The sequence below is a fragment of the Demequina sp. NBRC 110052 genome, from assembly GCF_002090075.1.
Lineage (GTDB): Bacteria > Actinomycetota > Actinomycetes > Actinomycetales > Demequinaceae > Demequina.
Window position 1 is genome coordinate 131,032 of the sequence record NZ_BBRI01000004.1, and the last position, 16,738, is coordinate 147,769.

A 16,738-nucleotide genomic window follows, 5' to 3' on the forward strand; every position below is an offset into this window, starting at 1 on the left:
CGCACCGGGGCCCGTGCGGCGCGTCGGACTCGGCCCACGATGCTCACCAGGAGGTGGGCGATGGCCGCGAAGGACGAGGTCGGACGCTACGGCGAGGACGTGGCGGAGCGATATCTGCGTGAGCTGGGCTGGAAGGTGCTCGCGCGCAACTGGAGGTGTCGCGAGGGCGAACTCGATCTGATCGCGGTCGACTATGACGTGCTCGTCGCGGTCGAGGTCAAGTCGCGCAGGTCGACGAACCTCGGCTTGCCGCAAGAGGCGGTGACGAGCGCGAAGCTCGCGCGCGTGCGCCGCCTGACCGGTGCGTGGCTTGCGGCACAGGATCGTTCGTGGCCCGGAGTGCGGATCGATGTGATCGGCGTCCTGCTCCCGGATGCGGGCGCGGCGCGCATCGAGCACCTGCGGGGCGTCGCGTGATCGGACGGGCGCGATCCGTCGTGCTCACGGGGCTCACAGGCCACGTCATCGAGGTCGAGGCGCATCTCGCGTCGGGCCTTCCCGCATTCACTCTCGTGGGCCTGCCCGACGCGTCGCTCGGGGAGGCCCGCGATCGCGTGCGGGCCGCGGTCGCGTCCTCGGGCCTCACGTGGCCCGCACGACGCCTCACGGTGAATCTCTCACCTGCCTCGCTGCCGAAGTCGGGCTCCGTGACGGATCTCGCCATCGCGGTGGCGGCGCTCGCGGCGGCTCAGCTGATCTCGCCTGGCCAGGCGGCGCGGGCCGTGCACTTGGGCGAGCTGGGGCTCGATGGCCGGGTGCGGCCCGTCAGGGGAGTGCTCCCCGCGGTCGCCGCAGCGCGCGCGGCGGGGGTGTCCGAAGTCGTGGTGGCGCGCGCCGACGCCGAGGAGGCTGCGCTCGTCGACGGAGTCCAGGTCCGCGCCGTGAGCACGCTCGCGGAGCTCCTCGCCTGGTACGGAAGTGACGAGGCGCGGCCGATCGCGACGGATCCGGTGGCGCGGCCGGTCATCGAGGCCCACGAGGGAGCCCCGATGGACCTCGCCGATGTCAGGGGCCAGGACGATGCGCGGTGGGCGCTCGAGGTCGCCGCCGCAGGCGGGCACCACCTGCTCATGACGGGACCGCCGGGCGCCGGGAAGACCATGCTCGCCGCACGTCTGCCGGGGATTCTTCCCGACCTGAGCCGCGCGGACGCCATCGCAGCCACCTCGGTGCACTCTCTGGCCGGCACGCTCGACGCTGGCGCCGGACTGCTCAGGCGGCCTCCGTTCGAGGCGCCGCATCACTCCGCGTCGGCGGCCGCGATCGTGGGTGGCGGCTCGATGCTCGCGCGCCCGGGTGCGATCTCGCGGGCGCACGGGGGCGTCCTCTTCCTGGACGAGGCTCCCGAGTTCCCCGCCCGCGTGCTGCAGACCCTCCGTCAGCCGCTCGAGACAGGGGAGATCGTGCTGCACCGCGCGCACGGCGCCACGCGGTACCCCGCGCGCTTCCAGCTCGTGCTCGCCGCGAACCCGTGTCCGTGCGGACTGTTCGCCGGCTCCGGAGAGAGGTGCGAGTGCAGCCCCTTGGCGCGCCGCCGCTACTTTGCGCGGCTTTCGGGCCCGCTGCTCGACCGGGTGGACCTCCAAGTGCACGTGCTCCCGGTGCGCCGCGGTCTCGACGACGAGGGAGAGTCGAGCGCAGCAGTGGCCGTGCGCGTGGCCGCCGCGCGAGCCCGCGCCGCGGCTCGCCTTGAACCGCACGGGTGGACCACCAACGCGCAGGTGGGAGGCGCGTGGCTGCGGCGCCACACCTCGCAAGCGGCGTGCCGGCCGGTGTGGCGAGCACTCGACGAAGGTCGCGTGACCGCGCGAGGCGCAGACCGGGCCCTGCGGGTCGCGTGGACGCTCGCTGACCTCGAAGGAGTCGCCCAGCCGGAGCGCGAGCACGTGGAGCAGGCCCTGATGCTCCGCCACGGCGGAGTCTCGTGAACGACAAGCGCGCCGACGCGTGGATCTCGTGGAGCGCGCTCGCGGAGCCGGCCGACGGGCTGGCGTGCGCGCTGGTCGCAACGCTCGGGCCCGAAGAGGCGCTGGCGTGGCTCCGGAGCGCCGTCGCCTGCCCGCGCGGGGCCGCGGGAGCGCTGATGGAGCGCGTAGGTGCTGGGCTCGAGTCGAGCACGCTGGCGAGACTGGTAGAGGCCGCTCCTCGCTGGGCGTCGCGGCTCGATCGCGCCGAGGCGCACCCGCATCGCGACCACGCGGCCCGCATCGGCGCGCGGATCCTGACCCCAGAGGACGATGAGTTCCCCGGAGCGCTCCGCGACCTCGGACCGGCGACTCCGCACGCGCTGTACGTACGGGGCGATGCTGACGTCGCAGCGATGCTCGCGGACGGCATCGCGGTCGTCGGATCGCGTGCATGCACGTCGTACGGCAGTCACGTCGCGGCGGAGCTCTCGGCCGCTGCTGTCGACCGCGGGCGTGCGATCGTCTCCGGCGGCGCGTACGGGATCGACGTCGTCGCCCACCGCGCCGCGCTCGCCGCAGGCGGCGCGACGCTCGCTGTCATGGCGGGCGGAGTCGATCGGTGGTACCCCGCAGGCAACGCCCCGTTGCTGGAGCGAGTGTGCGCCTCAGGAGCCGTCGTGAGTGAGGTTCCGCCTGGGTGGGCGCCTCACCGCAGCAGGTTCCTCACGCGCAACCGCCTGATCGCGACGGCGGCCGCGACAGTCGTCGTCGAAGCCGCGCACCGGTCGGGCGCACTGTCCACCGCCCGTCACGCGGCGCAGCTCTCGCGGCCAGTCGCCGCGGTGCCGGGGCCCGTCACCTCGGCGGCGTCCGGCGGATGCCACCGGCTGATCCGCGACGGCGTGGCCGTGATCGCCACGCGCTATGCGGAGGTCGACGAGCTGTGCGCGCCTCTAGAGGCAGCGCGTGAGGAGGGACTCGAGGGCGAGGCCACGGGTGGCTTCGGCTCGCCGGGGGAGCGTGCGGCATTCGACGCCGTGGGGGTGCGCGGCGCGACCACGGACGAGGTGCGCATCGCGGCGGGACTGTCGCCCGTCGAGGCGCGCCGCGCGCTGGCGCGATTGCAGGCCCAGGGGCAGGTCGCGAGTGTCGACGGGCGCTGGACCCGGGTCAGAAAGGGGCGACGAACGTCCTAGAAAAGCCGCAAATGCGGACAAAAGGGGATTGAAGGTGGGAATGATGTGACAAATGTGACTCAAGGGGTTGATTTGACGAGTGTGACGATGTCACAGTGTCGTCATGCCGATAACGGAGCGCGACGCCGCGAGCACCCTGCTCGCTGAGTTCGAGAGCCACCTGCGCCACGAGCGCGGGCTCTCGGACAACACGGTGCGCGCGTACCTCGGCGATCTTCACCACCTCGCCGTCGCCGCGTCGGACGACGACGAGTGCGACGTCGACTCGCGTCTGGGCGGCGTGCGGCTCGCAGATCTGCGCGGCTGGCTCGCGGCGATGGCGCGCAGCGGACTCTCACGCACGACGCTCGCGCGCAGGGGAGCGGCGGCGCGTGCGTTCTACTCGTGGGCCTACGCGGCAGGCCGCCTCGACTCCAACCCTGCGCTACGGCTCGCCTCCGCGAGGCCCGCCACCACGGTGCCCGAGGTCATCTCGCTCGATGACATCGTCCTGCTGCTCGACACCGCCCGGACCCGATGCGACGACGGCGACCCGCTGCATGTGCGCGACTGGGCGATGGCAGAGCTGCTCTATGCGACCGGGATGCGCGTGGGAGAGCTCGTCGGCATCGATGTGGGCGACGTCGACCTCGCCGAGCGCCTCGTGCGTGTCATGGGCAAGGGCTCCAAGGAGCGCGTCGTCCCGTTCGGAGTGCCCGCAGGGCGCGCGCTCACCCTGTGGCTCAACGAGGCCCGCCCCGCACTCGTGAGCGGCGACACCGACGGCGCGCTGTTCCTCGGCCGCCGCGGATCCCGCGCGAACCAGCGCCAGGTCCGCGAGGCCATCCACATGCTGTGCCGGCTCGCGCGCGTGCCGGACGTCGCGCCGCACGCGCTGCGCCACACGGCCGCCACCCACCTGCTCAGCGGAGGCTCCGACCTGCGCTCGGTGCAGGAGGTGCTCGGCCACGCCAGCCTCACGACCACCCAGCGCTACACCCATGTCTCTGCGGATCGCTTGCGGTCCGCCTACCAGCTCGCGCACCCGCGGGCCTGAGGGGGAACCATGTCCGAGCTCAATGCCGTGCTGTCCGAACTGCACTCGCGCCCCGAGCCCGCGCTGCGCTCCACACCGCACGCCGGAGACGACGTCGCCGCGTGGTGGGACCAGCTGCACGCGGGCGAGCAGGACAGCCGCCGCGAGTCACGCGACGCCCTCATCACGCACTTCGCGCCGCTCGTCACACAGGTCGCGACGCGCATGATCGGCAGGCTCCCCGACACGGTCGAGCTGGGCGATCTCGTCTCGTACGGGATGTTCGGGCTCATCGACGCGGTCGAGAAGTTCGAGCCCGCTCGCGGATTCAAGTTCGAGACCTACGCGGCGCAGCGCGTGCGCGGCGCCATCATCGATGAGCTGCGAGCGGCTGACTGGGTGCCGCGCTCGGTGCGGGCGAAGGCGCGCACCGTGGAGCAGGCGACGCGCCAGCTCGAGCAGACCTTGATGCGGCCGGTGACGGACGAGGACGTCGCGGAGGTGCTCGGCTGGGCCACGGCAGAGGTCCGCACCGTCCGCGCGCAGGTGGCGCTGAGCCACGTGGCGGCTCTCGACAGCCTCGGCGGCATCGGAGACGACACGGCCGCGCTCGACACCGTCGCCGCACTCGCAGTGCCGGGGGCATCCCGCACGATCGAGCACCGCGAGACTCGCAGCCTGCTCGCGGGCGCGATCCAGCAGGTGCGTGAACGCGAGCAGGAGGTGCTGCGCCTCTACTACTACGAGAACCTCACGCTCGCGCAGATCGGCAAGATTCTCGGGGTGACCGAGTCGCGCGTCTCCCAGATCCACTCGGCGGCGGTCAAGAAGCTGCGCGAGACCCTGGTGAGCACCGGCGCGTTCGCCTGATCCTTCGACTTCGTGGGGCGGGAACTGGCTTGAGCCGGATGGGCCCCTGGCCGACCGTCCAGTCGAGCGGGTCAAGGTAGTCGTCCGCGTTCCGCAGCCCCCAGTGCAGGCACATGCGGGGTGTGCAGTGCGAGGCGGCTGGAAGGTCCTGCACCGTTCCCACGACGGCGCCTTGTGCGACCGCGTCGCCCGCCGCGACTCTGGGTTCGACCGGCTGCAAGGTCGTGCGGAGTCCGTTTTCGTGCAGGAGCGAGACCACTCCGCGGTCGACGACCGTGCCGGCGTACAGCACCACGCCGTCCGCCGTCGCCACGACCGCGTCGCCGGCGCGGACCTCGAGATCGACGCCGCGATGTCCGGCACCCCACGGTGAGGCGGGCGCATCGAAGCCGTGCACCGGCCTGAACGTCACGGGTGGCACGAGCATGGCCCATGGTTCCTCGCGAGCGCTCTTCGCGCCCGCCGCAGCAGCGTCCAGCGGGTGGGCCCCCGAGAGGAGCAGGACCGCGACGACCGCGAGCAGCGCTACGACGAGGCGCGCCGGGACCGTGCGCCGCGTCGGACCGTGAGGCGAGCGGAGCGTCGGCCCGGCGTGAGCGCATGGCATGACCCCAGCGTCGGGCGTGGGGAGGCGCGGCGAGCCCACTCTGGCGGCGGCCGGGGACGACGCCGACGCGTGCGCGAGCTGTGGACGACGGGCACGTCTTCGCGGATGGCCCCGGTCGGGTACGATGGAGCCTGCATCCGGCATGCCCGGATGACATCGCGCGCCTGAAACGGCCGCCGGAAGCGGTCAACCCGCGACCGACGGACGTGCCGGTGAGGCAAGGTCCGAGTTCGCTCGGTGCCGATCCGCGCAGGCGCCAGGGGTCGATCCCTCCGGAGAGACCATCAACCGAACATCGCGGTGGGACACCACCGCCCTCACCCAGCACGCGTGCGCGCGTGCGGACAAGGAAGTGCCATGGCCGTCGTGACCATGCGCCAGCTGCTCGACTCGGGCGTCCACTTCGGGCACCAGACCAGCCGCTGGAACCCCAAGATGAAGCGCTTCATCTTCACCGAGCGCAACGGCATCTACATCATCGACCTGCAGAAGTCGCTGTCGAAGATCGACGCCGCCTACGAGTTCGTGCGCGAGACCGTCGCCCACGGCGGCACCGTGCTGTTCGTCGGCACCAAGCGTCAGGCGCAGGAGACCATCGCCGAGCAGGCCGCGCGCGTGGGCATGCCCTACGTGAACGAGCGCTGGCTGGGCGGCATGCTCACCAACTTCTCGACCGTGAGCAAGCGCGTCGCGCGCCTCAAGGAGCTCGAGGAGATCGACTTCGACGACGTCGCCGGCTCTGGCCGTACCAAGAAGGAGCTGCTCGGCCTCCGTCGCGAGAAGGAGAAGCTCGAGAAGGTCCTCGGCGGCATCCGCGACATGGGCAAGGTTCCCTCGGTCCTGTGGGTCGTGGACTCCAACAAGGAGCACCTCGCGATCGACGAGGCCAAGAAGCTGGGCATCCCGGTCGTGGGCATCCTTGACTCGAACTGCGACCCCGACGACATCGCCTACGGCATCCCGGGCAACGACGACGCGATCCGCTCCGTCGGTCTGCTCACCCGTGTGATCGCCGATGCGGTCGCCGACGGCATCAAGCAGCGTCACGCCGTGAAGACGGGCACTGAGGCCGAGACCTCCGCCGACGCCGAGCCCCTTGCCGAGTGGGAGCAGGAGCTGCTCGACGGCGCCGAGGGCAAGGCCGACGAGGCGAAGGCCGAGGAGGCCCCTGCCGAGGAGAAGGCTGAGGAGGCCCCTGCCGAGGAGAAGGCCGAGGAGGCCCCCGCCGAGGACAAGGCTGAGGCGACCGCCGCGGCCGACGAGAAGTAAGGACCAGACATGGCGAACTACACCGTTGCCGACATCCAGGCGCTCCGTGAGCGCACCGGTGCCGGCATGCTCGACGTCAAGAAGGCTCTGGACGAGGCCGAGGGCGACATCGACAAGGCCGTGGACATCCTCCGCGTCAAGGGCCTCAAGGGTGTCGCGAAGCGCGAGGGCCGCTCGGCCTCCGAGGGCCTCGTGATCGCGTCCATCGCGGACGTGGACGGCGGCCAGGTCGGCACCCTGCTCGAGCTCAACTCCGAGACCGACTTCGTCGCGAAGAACGACAAGTTCATCACGCTCGCGAACGAGGTCCTCGAGGCCGCCGCGGCCGCGGGTGCCGCGGACGCCGAGGCCGCGCTGGCCGCGCCGATCGCTGACACCACCGTGGGCGCGTACATCGACGCCGCTGCCGGCACCCTGGGCGAGAAGATCGTCCTGCGCCGCGTGGCCCGCGTCGAGGCTCCGGTCGTCACCGAGTACCTGCACCGCACCAACAAGGACCTCCCGGCTCAGGTCGGCGTTCTCGTGGGCTCGGATGCGAAGGCGGGCGAGGTCGCGCGCGACGTCGCGATGCACATCGCCGCGTACTCGCCGATCTACCTGGTGCGCGAGGACGCTCCTGAGGAGACCGTCGCCAACGAGCGTCGCGTCGCCGAGGAGACCGCGCGTGCCGAGGGCAAGCCCGAGGGCGCGCTCCCGAAGATCATCGAGGGCCGTCTCAACGGCTTCTTCAAGGAGAACACCCTGGTCGACCAGGCGTTCGCGAAGGACCCCAAGACCACGGTCGGCAAGGTCATCGAGAACACCGGCGGCGAGGTGTCCGCCTTCGCTCGCTTCCGTGTGGGAGCCTAGGCTCTAGCCCAGAGCCGTACAGCAGCATCCGCGCCGCGCCGTCAGGAGGTCAGCCATGTCCGAGACCGTCACGATCCCGGACACGGCGCCTCCCACGGCGCGGCGCGTGCTGTTGAAGCTGTCGGGCGAGATGTTCGGCGGCGGGGGCATCGGCGTTGATCCCGATGTGATCGCGCGCGTCGCCCAGGAGATCGCCGCGGCCGTCCGCGAGGGCGTGCAGGTCGCGATCGTCGTGGGTGGCGGCAACTTCTTCCGCGGCGCCGAGCTCAGCCAGCGAGGCATGGAGCGTGCGCGCGCGGACTACATGGGCATGCTGGGCACCGTGATGAACGCCCTCGCCCTGCAGGACTTCCTCGAGCAGGCAGGCGTGGCCACGCGCGTGCAGACCGCCATCACGATGGGTCAGGTCGCCGAGCCGTACATTCCATTGCGTGCGATCCGCCACCTCGAGAAGGGGCGCGTGGTGATCTTTGCCGCAGGTGCGGGCATGCCGTACTTCTCGACTGACACCGTGTCGGTGCAGCGCGCGCTCGAGGTGCGGTGCGACGAGGTCATCATGGGCAAGAACGGCGTGGACGCCGTCTACACCGCGGACCCGCGCAAGGATCCGCAGGCCGAGCGTCTGGAGCACGTCACCTACCGGCAGGCGCTCGAGCAGCGCCTCAACGTGATGGACGCCTCGGCGTTCTCGCTCGCGATGGACAACCGCGTGCCGATGGTGGTGTTCGGACTCGAGGAGACCGGAAACGTGACCCGAGCACTGCTCGGTGAGAGAATCGGCACGCTGGTGACGGCCTGAGCCGTCAGCCATGACAAGGAGACACACGTGATTGACGAGATCCTCCTCGACGCAGAGGACAACATGGACAAGGCCGTGGAGGTCGCGAAGGACAACTTCGCGTCGATCCGTTCGGGCCAGGCCTCGGCCGCGATGTTTGCGAACATCGCCGTGGACTACTACGGCGCCCCCACGCCGCTGCAGCAGCTCGCCTCGATCACCGTGCCGGAGGCTCGCACCGTCGTGATCTCCCCGTACGACGTCTCCGCGAAGAAGGAGATCGAGACCGCGCTGCGCAACTCGGACCTGGGCATCAACCCGAGCGACGACGGCAAGGTGTTGCGCATCAACATGCCGCAGCTCACGGAGGAGCGCCGCCGGGACTACGTCAAGCTCGCGAAGACGAGGGCCGAGGAGGCCCGCGTGACGGTCCGCAACATGCGCCGCAAGGCGAAGGATCAGATCGACGCCGCCGTCAAGGATGGCGAGGTCGGCGAGGACGAGGGCACGCGCGGCGAGAAGGACCTGGACGCGCTCACCAAGAAGCACGTCGACGCGATCGACGCGCTGCTCGCTCACAAGGAGAGCGAGCTGCTCGAGGTCTGATGCGCAGGGCCAGCAAGCGCGGAGGCGGCCGATGAGGTGGGGCCGGCGTCGCGACGACGTCGGAGGTCAGGCCGAGCCTCACGGGGAGGGTCTCCCGACGCGCGAGGACGCGGGTGAGGCGGTCGCGGTCGTGCCCGCGGGCATCCACACTGCCGAGACGCCACCCCCGCCGTGGGTCGCGGAGCCGACCCTGGATCCGACGATGCGCGAGGCGGTCGCGGACGCGGCCGCGCTCGAGACGCGCCCCCGCGCGGTCGCCGTCCCGGTGCTGGAGCCCGTAGGCAACGAGGGATCCGACGACGACTGGGACGGGCTCGGCGGTTCCGACCCGTCCTCGTCGGACGAGGGCGACGACGACGCGGCACCTCCTGCGGCGCTGAAGGGCGGGCGCAACCTGCCCGTCGCGACCGCGGTGGGCCTGCTGTTGCTGATCGGCGCGCTCGCCGCCGCGTGGTTCGACGCGCGCGCGTTCGCGATCGTGCTGTACGGGTTCAGCCTCGCGGGAGTCGTCGAGTGGCGGCGCGTCCTGCGCAGGCAGGACCGCAGGATTCCACTGCTCCCGATCGTGCTCGCGACCATCGGCATGGGCTCGGCGACCTGGTTCGGCCTCTCGGAGGGGCTCATCGTCGCCGCGCTGGTGGGCCTCGCGGGAATCGTCGCATGGCGCGTCGTGGACGAGCGCGTGGAGAACACGCTCGCAGACTCGCTCGCCTCGGCTCTGACGGTGCTGTGGATCCCCTTCCTTGCCTCGTTCCTGCTCTTGATGGAGCAGGCCGATGACGGCTGGATGCGCGTCATCATCTTCGTGGTCGCGGTGGTCGGAAACGATACCGGCGGCCTGTTCGCGGGCATGCTGTGGGGCCGTACGCCTCTGTTGCCTCGCGTGAGTCCCAAGAAGACGTGGGAGGGCCTCGCAGGAGGCGTGGTGCTGGGCACGGTCGCGGCCACGGTCGCGGCGTGGCTGCTCATGGATACGTGGTGGATCGGGACGCTTGTGGGCCTCGTGTGCACCGCTGCTGCCGTCGTCGGCGACTTGGCGGAGTCCGCTATCAAGCGAGACGTGGACGTCAAGGACATGAGCTCCGCAATCCCCGGCCACGGAGGCGTCATGGACCGCCTCGACTCCCTTCTTCTCGCCGCGCCCGCGGCGTACGTCGTCTTCGCCATCTTCTTCGGCACGATCGGCAGGTCATGAGCAATCCCGTCACCCTTCAGTTCGCGGCTCCGCGACGCGGCAAGCCGCCCGTGCACTTCGCCGACCTCAGCGCGGACGAACGCAAGGACGCCGTGCGTGAGCTCGGTCAGCCCTCCTTCCGCGCGAAGCAGCTGTCGACGCACTACTTCGACCACCTCACGGCGGATCCCGAGGACATGACGGACCTGCCCGCGGGTGCGCGCGACGGGCTCGTGGGGGCCCTGTTCCCGTCGCTCATGTCCCCGGTGCGCTCGCTCGAGGCAGACGGTGGTGCGACGCGCAAGACGCTGTGGAGCCTGCACGACGGCGTCAAGGTCGAGTCGGTGCTCATGAAGTATCCGGAGCGCGCGACGCTGTGCGTGACGAGTCAGGCCGGTTGCGGCATGGCGTGCCCGTTCTGCGCGACGGGGCAGATGGGGCTGACGCGCAACCTCTCGGCCGCAGAGATCATCGAGCAGGTGCGCCTGGCCGCGCGCTCGGCCCGCGACGGCGATCTCGGCGGCGATGTGAGGCTCTCGAACGTCGTGTTCATGGGCATGGGGGAGCCGCTCGCGAACTACAAGGCCGTGATGGGCGCGGTGCGCACGCTCGTCGCGCCCGCTCCCGAGGGCTTCGGGCTCTCGGCGCGCCACGTGACGGTGTCCACCGTGGGACTCGTGCCGGCGATCGACAAGCTCGCCAAGGAGGGCATCCCGGTGACGCTCGCGCTGTCGCTGCACGCCCCGGACGATGAGCTTCGGGACGAGCTGGTGCCTATCAACACGCGCTGGAAGGTGGACGAGGCCCTCGACGCGGCCAAGCGCTACTTCGACGCGACGGGCCGGCGCGTGAGCATCGAGTACGCGCTGATCCGCGACATCAACGACCACGCGCACCGCGCGGACCTGCTGGGCGAGAAGCTCGCGGCGCGCGGCTCCGGCTGGGTGCACGTGAACCCGATCCCGCTCAACCCCACGCCGGGCTCCAAGTGGACCGCGTCGGACCCTGAGGTCGAGAAGGAGTTCGTGCGACGCCTGCGCGCGCATGGCGTGCCGACCACGATCCGCGACACGCGCGGCAGCGACATCGACGGCGCGTGCGGGCAGTTGGCCATCAAGGAGGAGGACTGATGTCGGACCTGTTCCCGCGCGCAGGGCGCGTGAAGTCGGGCTACCGCCGCGATCAGGTGGATGGCTTCTTCTCGTCCGCGCGCGAGTCCTACGAGCACCCGTCGGGCGCCACGATGACTGCGCTCGACGTGCGTCGCGCCGCCTTCGACCTCAAGCGCGGCGGCTACACCACGTCGGCCGTCGACGCTGCACTGGACCGTCTGGAGCAGGCGTTCGCGACCCGTGCGCGTGACCAGTACGTGCGGGCGCACGGTCAGGAGGCCTGGCTGCAGGATCTCGCCGCCCGAGCCCAGGTGCTGTACCCGCGCCTGCGGCGGCCGCGGGGCGAGAGGTTCGCGCGCCCGTCGGGCGTGTCCGCAGGCTATGACGCGAAGGCAGTCGACGACGTGCTCGACCGCATCACCGGGTTCTTCGACAGGGGAGAGCCGTTGACGGCGGCGGACATCCGTGGCGTCGCGTTCGCGCGTCGTCCCAAGTGGTCGGCGTATGACGAGCGTGTGGTCGATGCGTTCCTGGCGCGGACGGTGGACATCCTGCTCGGCGTGGCGTGATGGCCCGCACCGTCTCGCTGCTGGGCTCGACAGGCTCGATCGGCACGCAGGCGATCGACGTGATCGTCCGCAACGCGGACGCGTTCGACGTGGTCGCGATCGCCGCGGGCGGTGCCGATCCTGCCGCCGTCGCGGAGCAGGCGGCACTGCTGCGTCCCGCGCTCGTGGCGGTGGCGCGCGAGGAGGCGGGGCCGATCGTCGCGGAGCTCCTGAAGGAGCGCGGCGTGGAGGCCGAGGTGATCGCGGGCGGCGATGCGGTGACGCGTGCGGCCGGCGTGGGGGCGGACACCGTCCTCAACGGCGTCACGGGCTCGGTGGGCCTGCGACCGACGCTGGCGGCCCTCGAGGCCGGTTCCACCCTGGCGCTCGCGAACAAGGAGTCGCTCGTGGCGGGCGGCGCGCTCGTGAAGGCCGCAGTGAGGCGCGAGGGGCAGATCGTTCCCGTCGACTCGGAGCATTCTGCGCTCGCGCAGGCGCTCAGGGGCGGGGCGGCGAAGGAGGTCAGGCGACTGGTCCTCACCGCGTCGGGCGGTGCCTTCCGCGGCTGGAGTCGCGAGATGCTCGAGGGCGTCACGCCCGAGCAGGCGCTCAAGCACCCGAACTGGGACATGGGCCCCGTGGTGACCATGAACTCGGCGTCCATGGTGAACAAGGCGCTCGAGGTGATCGAGGCGCACTTACTGTTCGACGTGCCGATGGAGCGCGTCGACGTGGTGGTGCACCCGCAGTCGATCGTGCACTCGATGGTGGAGTTCGTGGACGGCTCGACGCTCGCGCAGGTCTCGCCGCCGGACATGCGGCTGCCGATCGCGTTGGGGCTCGGGTGGCCGGATCGCGTGCCCGACGCGGCGCCTGGGATGGACTGGACGCTCGCCCAGTCGTGGGAGTTCCACCCGCTCGACGAGGAGGCATTCCCTGCGATCCGCGTCGCGCGCGCTGCGGTCGCCGCCTCGCCGCTGCACCCCGCGGTGTTCAATGCCGCCAACGAGGAGTGCGTCGAGGCGTTCGCGGGCGGGCGGTTGCCGTTCCTCGGGATCGTCGACACGGTGCGGAGCGTTGTGGAGGCGTACGAGGCCCCCGACGAGGTGACGCTGGAGGCCGTTGACCGGGCTGAGGCGTGGGCGAGGACGGCCGCGCGCGACGCCATCGCCGCACGCTGAGCGTGTCGGCCGACCGACGTAAGGTGACCTCATGGAGTACGTGATCGGTGTCGTCGTGCTGGTCGTGGGCCTGCTGGCCTCGATCGGGTTGCACGAACTGGGCCACATGATCCCCGCCAAGCGCTTCGGCGTGCGCGTGAGCGAGTACTTCGTGGGCTTCGGCCCCAAGGTGTGGTCGCGCCGCGGCAAGGAGACCGAGTACGGCGTGAAGGCGATCCCGCTGGGCGGCTACGTGCGCCTGGTGGGCATGGTCCCGCCCGCTGACGCGGTCAGGCCCGTGACAGGGCGAGGCTGGGCCTCGCGACTCATCGAGGACGTGCGCGCGCAGGCCTCGGAGGAGATCCACGAGGGCGAGGACCACCGCGCGTTCTATCGCCTCACGTGGTGGCGCAAGGTCATCGTCATGGCGGGCGGTCCCGTCGTGAATCTCATCATCGCGATCGTGATCTTCACGGGCGTGCTGTCGCTGTACGGCACGCCCACGCAGACGCTCACCGTCAGCGGGGTGCTCGAGTGCGTGCCGGCTGCGGGCTCCACCGAGTGCACTGACGAGGATCCCGTCGCGCCCGCCGCGGCCGCTGGCCTGGAGGAGGGCGACACCTTCGTCTCCGCGGACGGTGTTGCGCTCGAGTCCTGGAGCGACCTCACGGGCTACGTCTCGGAGCGCCCGGGTGAGCCGCTCGCTCTCGTGGTCGAGCGCGATGGCGAGCGCGTCGACCTCAGCCTCACACCCGCGACGCGCACCGCCTACGTGTACGACGAGGCGGGCGACGTGGTCATCGGCGCCGACGGTGAGCCGCTCACCGAGGAGATCGGGTACATGGGCGTGTGGTCCGAGGTCGTGAACGCACGCCAGCCGCTGTGGGCCGGCGCAGCCCTCACGGGCGACTACCTCGTCCAGACGGTCCAGGTGGTCGCGGACCTGCCGGCGCAGGTCTACCACGCCGGCCGCGCGGCGCTGGGTCTCGAGGAGCGCTCGCTCGACTCGGTGATCGGCGTCGTGGGAGTGGGCCGGATCTCCGGCGAGATCGCCTCCGCGGATGTCGAGGGCTATACGCTCGGTGCGCGCCTGGCGGACATGCTGATGCTTCTCGGGGGGCTCAACCTGGCGCTGTTCGTGTTCAACATGATCCCGCTCGTGCCGCTCGACGGCGGCCACATCGCCTCGGCGCTGTGGCAGGGGATCAAGAACGGATGGGCGCGCGTGCGCGGCCTCGCGGCCCCGCGTCCGGTGGATGTGGCGCGCATGATGCCCGTGGCGTACGGCGTGTTCGCGGTGCTGCTGATCATGGGTGCGGTGCTCATCTACGCGGACATCGTCGCCCCCGTCACCGTGGCCTGACATCCGCCCGCCCGACGCGTCGGCTGGCTCCCGCACCCGACCCGCCGTAGCGTCGGGCGCGGACGGGGCTACGGCGTCGGGCCTGGAATACGCGCCCCGCCCCCGGAAGTTGAACCGTCGAGGACGCGCGGCGGCGAGGCCGCCGGCGGCGCCATGACAGTGAGGAATACTGGAGCCATGACAGCGATCGGACTCGGAATGCCGGCGATGCCGGCGCCTGTGCTCGCACCCCGCAAGAAGACCCGTCAGATCCGGGTCGGAGACGTGCTCGTCGGAGGCGACGCGCCCGTCTCGGTGCAGACCATGACCACCACCAAGACCCACGACATCAACGCGACGCTGCAGCAGATCGCGGAGCTGACCGCGGCGGGCTGCGACATCGTGCGCGTGGCGTGCCCCACGCAGGACGACGCGGACGCGCTGCCCGCGATCGCGAAGAAGTCGAACATCCCCGTGATCGCGGACATCCACTTCCAGCCGAAGTACGTCTACGCGGCGATCGAGGCGGGCTGCGCGGCGGTGCGCGTGAACCCCGGCAACATCCGCAAGTTCGACGACCAGGTCAAGGAGATCGCGCAGGCCGCGAAGGACCACGGCACGTCGATCCGCATCGGCGTCAACGCCGGCTCGCTGGACCCGCGCCTGCTGCAGAAGTACGGCAAGGCCACCCCGGAGGCGCTCGTCGAGTCCGCGATCTGGGAGGCGAGCCTGTTCGAGGAGCACGACTTCCACGACTTCAAGATCTCCGTCAAGCACAACGACCCCGTGGTCATGGTGCGGGCGTACGAGATGCTGAGCGAGCGCGGCGACTGGCCGCTGCACCTCGGCGTCACCGAGGCCGGCCCCGCATTCCAGGGCACCATCAAGTCTGCTACCGCGTTCGGCGCGCTCCTGTCCAAGGGAATCGGCGACACGATCCGTGTGTCCCTCTCGGCGCCTCCCGTCGAGGAGGTCAAGGTCGGCATCCAGATCCTCCAGGCGCTCAACCTGCGGCCCCGCAAGCTCGAGATCGTGTCGTGCCCCTCGTGTGGGCGCGCGCAGGTGGACGTGTACGAGCTCGCGGAGAAGGTCACCGCCGGGCTCGAGGGCATGGAGGTGCCGCTGCGCGTCGCAGTCATGGGCTGCGTCGTCAACGGCCCAGGCGAGGCGCGCGAGGCGGACCTCGGCGTCGCCTCCGGCAACGGCAAGGGGCAGATCTTCGTCAAGGGCGAGGTCATCAAGACGGTGCCGGAGAAGGACATCGTCGAGACGCTGATCGAGGAGGCGATGAAGATCGCCGAGACGATGGAGCCCGAGGAGGGCGCCGAGCCGCAGGTGATCACGACCGCATGACCGATTCGCTGCTGCGGAGGGCCCAGCACGCGCTGGGGCCCCTGCAGCGGCGTGACGTCCAGGCCGCGCTCGAGATGTGCGCGGCCGATCCGGTCGCGAGCGTCCTGCCGGCGATGCACCTCGAGACGGCGCGCGCGTCGGGCTCGATCCCGCGCGGGATGTGGGCGGTGCGGCGGCGGGCGGGCCTGCAGCGCGACCTCGCGGGGCTCGTGTGGAACGGCGCGAACCTGAGCGCCGTGCTGCCGCGTACCGTCGACGACCCGACGGGCGATGCCTTGCGCTCCGATGTGGCCTCGGCATGCGTGTCGCGTCTATCGCGTCCCGCCGCCATGGTCGGCGAGGCCGACATGACACTGGACCTCTGGGGCAGGGTCGCACCGTGGTGGGGCCCCGCGCGAGAGCTGCGGCCCCGCCAGGCGTCCATGGCGATCGACGCCGCACCCCACGCCCAACCCGCCCCGCGCCTGGACGGCGACCTCGAGCTGCGGGACCTGCGCACCGCGACCGACGACGACTACGAGATCCTGCTGCCCGCGTGCGTGCACATGTTCATCGGGGAGGTCGGCTACGACCCGATGAGGCACGGCAGGGCGGCCTACGAGGACCGCCTGCACTACCTCGTGAGGGCCGGCCGCGCGTTCGTGCAGCTCGGATCCATCCGGGGCAGGCGACCTGAGGTGGTGTTCAAGGCCGAGGTCGGCGTGCTCGGGGGAGGCGTCGCCCAGATCCAGGGCGTGTGGACCCACCCCGACCTGCGGGGCCGTGGGCTCGCGCGCGCGGGCATGGCGGAACTCGTGCGCCAGGTGCGCGCCCAGCTCGCGCCCACGGTGTCCCTGTACGTGAACGACTTCAACGCTCCCGCGTTGGCGGTCTACCGCGACGTGGGCTTCCGTGAGGTGGGCACGTTCGCCACCGTGATGTTTTGACCCCGCGCGCGGCTAGGCTTGGGCCC

At 71.1% G+C, this 16,738-nt stretch carries 17 protein-coding genes; 16 read left to right on the plus strand and 1 reads right to left on the minus strand.

All coding sequences use genetic code 11. The features are described 5' to 3' along the window. Positions 1 to 60 precede the first annotated feature (60 nt). The 5 genes from B7K21_RS11480 (at position 61) to B7K21_RS11500 (ending at position 4,988) form a co-directional block, all read left to right on the plus strand. The gene (locus B7K21_RS11480) at positions 61 to 417 is read left to right on the plus strand and encodes a YraN family protein (RefSeq protein WP_084075688.1); all 357 of its coding nucleotides are present in this window, start codon (positions 61 to 63) and stop codon (positions 415 to 417) included. Further along, entirely contained in the window at positions 414 to 1,928 is a 1,515-nt protein-coding gene (locus B7K21_RS11485) for a YifB family Mg chelatase-like AAA ATPase (protein ID WP_084075690.1), read from the plus strand. The genes B7K21_RS11480 and B7K21_RS11485 overlap by 4 nt, the downstream gene beginning before the upstream one ends. After that, a complete protein-coding gene (gene dprA / locus B7K21_RS11490; protein WP_084075692.1) occupies positions 1,925 to 3,103 on the plus strand; it encodes a DNA-processing protein DprA in 1,179 nt (392 codons plus the stop codon). Before B7K21_RS11485 ends, dprA begins: the two co-directional genes overlap by 4 nt. A 103-nt stretch (positions 3,104 to 3,206) precedes the next feature. Then, a complete protein-coding gene (locus B7K21_RS11495) occupies positions 3,207 to 4,139 on the plus strand; it encodes a tyrosine recombinase XerC (RefSeq protein WP_084075694.1) in 933 nt (310 codons plus the stop codon). A 9-nt stretch (positions 4,140 to 4,148) separates the two neighbouring features. Further along, the gene (locus B7K21_RS11500; protein ID WP_084075696.1) at positions 4,149 to 4,988 is read left to right on the plus strand and encodes a FliA/WhiG family RNA polymerase sigma factor; all 840 of its coding nucleotides are present in this window, start codon (positions 4,149 to 4,151) and stop codon (positions 4,986 to 4,988) included. Here the strand turns inward: B7K21_RS11500 and B7K21_RS12900 are convergent. Then, positions 4,942 to 5,739 (minus strand): M23 family metallopeptidase, encoded by a 798-nt coding sequence (locus B7K21_RS12900; protein ID WP_307155824.1) that lies wholly within the window; start codon positions 5,737 to 5,739, stop codon positions 4,942 to 4,944. The two genes, B7K21_RS11500 and B7K21_RS12900, sit on opposite strands and share 47 nt — an antisense overlap. Positions 5,740 to 5,952: 213 nt before the next feature. Between B7K21_RS12900 and rpsB the strand changes: the two genes are divergently transcribed. The 11 genes from rpsB to B7K21_RS11560 all read left to right on the plus strand — a co-directional run bounded on the left by rpsB (position 5,953) and on the right by B7K21_RS11560 (position 16,712). Then, positions 5,953 to 6,864: a 30S ribosomal protein S2 gene (rpsB, locus tag B7K21_RS11510; RefSeq protein WP_084075700.1), complete on the plus strand. Its 912-nt coding sequence runs from the start codon at positions 5,953 to 5,955 to the stop codon at positions 6,862 to 6,864. A gap of 9 nt (positions 6,865 to 6,873) precedes the next feature. Continuing rightward, positions 6,874 to 7,713: a translation elongation factor Ts gene (gene tsf / locus B7K21_RS11515; RefSeq protein ID WP_084075702.1), complete on the plus strand. Its 840-nt coding sequence runs from the start codon at positions 6,874 to 6,876 to the stop codon at positions 7,711 to 7,713. Between the two features lie 55 nt (positions 7,714 to 7,768). After that, positions 7,769 to 8,512, plus strand: a complete 744-nt coding sequence (gene pyrH, locus B7K21_RS11520; RefSeq protein WP_084075704.1) for a UMP kinase — start codon at positions 7,769 to 7,771, stop codon at positions 8,510 to 8,512. A gap of 27 nt (positions 8,513 to 8,539) precedes the next feature. Then, entirely contained in the window at positions 8,540 to 9,097 is a 558-nt protein-coding gene (gene frr, locus B7K21_RS11525; RefSeq protein ID WP_084075706.1) for a ribosome recycling factor, read from the plus strand. A gap of 31 nt (positions 9,098 to 9,128) precedes the next feature. Further along, complete coding sequence (locus B7K21_RS11530; protein WP_084075707.1) at positions 9,129 to 10,292, plus strand: phosphatidate cytidylyltransferase; 1,164 nt, start codon at positions 9,129 to 9,131, stop codon at positions 10,290 to 10,292. Beyond that, entirely contained in the window at positions 10,289 to 11,401 is a 1,113-nt protein-coding gene (rlmN, locus tag B7K21_RS11535) for a 23S rRNA (adenine(2503)-C(2))-methyltransferase RlmN (RefSeq protein WP_084075709.1), read from the plus strand. The genes B7K21_RS11530 and rlmN overlap by 4 nt, the downstream gene beginning before the upstream one ends. Beyond that, positions 11,401 to 11,952, plus strand: coding sequence for a DivIVA domain-containing protein (locus tag B7K21_RS11540; RefSeq protein WP_084075711.1), 552 nt, complete (start codon positions 11,401 to 11,403; stop codon positions 11,950 to 11,952). Before rlmN ends, B7K21_RS11540 begins: the two co-directional genes overlap by 1 nt. After that, complete coding sequence (gene dxr, locus B7K21_RS11545) at positions 11,952 to 13,112, plus strand: 1-deoxy-D-xylulose-5-phosphate reductoisomerase (RefSeq protein WP_084075713.1); 1,161 nt, start codon at positions 11,952 to 11,954, stop codon at positions 13,110 to 13,112. The genes B7K21_RS11540 and dxr overlap by 1 nt, the downstream gene beginning before the upstream one ends. A 31-nt stretch (positions 13,113 to 13,143) precedes the next feature. Further along, complete coding sequence (locus B7K21_RS11550) at positions 13,144 to 14,454, plus strand: RIP metalloprotease (RefSeq protein ID WP_084075715.1); 1,311 nt, start codon at positions 13,144 to 13,146, stop codon at positions 14,452 to 14,454. Positions 14,455 to 14,631: 177 nt separating this feature from the next. After that, entirely contained in the window at positions 14,632 to 15,786 is a 1,155-nt protein-coding gene (gene ispG, locus B7K21_RS11555; protein WP_084075717.1) for a flavodoxin-dependent (E)-4-hydroxy-3-methylbut-2-enyl-diphosphate synthase, read from the plus strand. Then, positions 15,783 to 16,712, plus strand: a complete 930-nt coding sequence (locus tag B7K21_RS11560; protein ID WP_084075719.1) for a GNAT family N-acetyltransferase — start codon at positions 15,783 to 15,785, stop codon at positions 16,710 to 16,712. The genes ispG and B7K21_RS11560 overlap by 4 nt, the downstream gene beginning before the upstream one ends. Positions 16,713 to 16,738 lie beyond the last annotated feature (26 nt).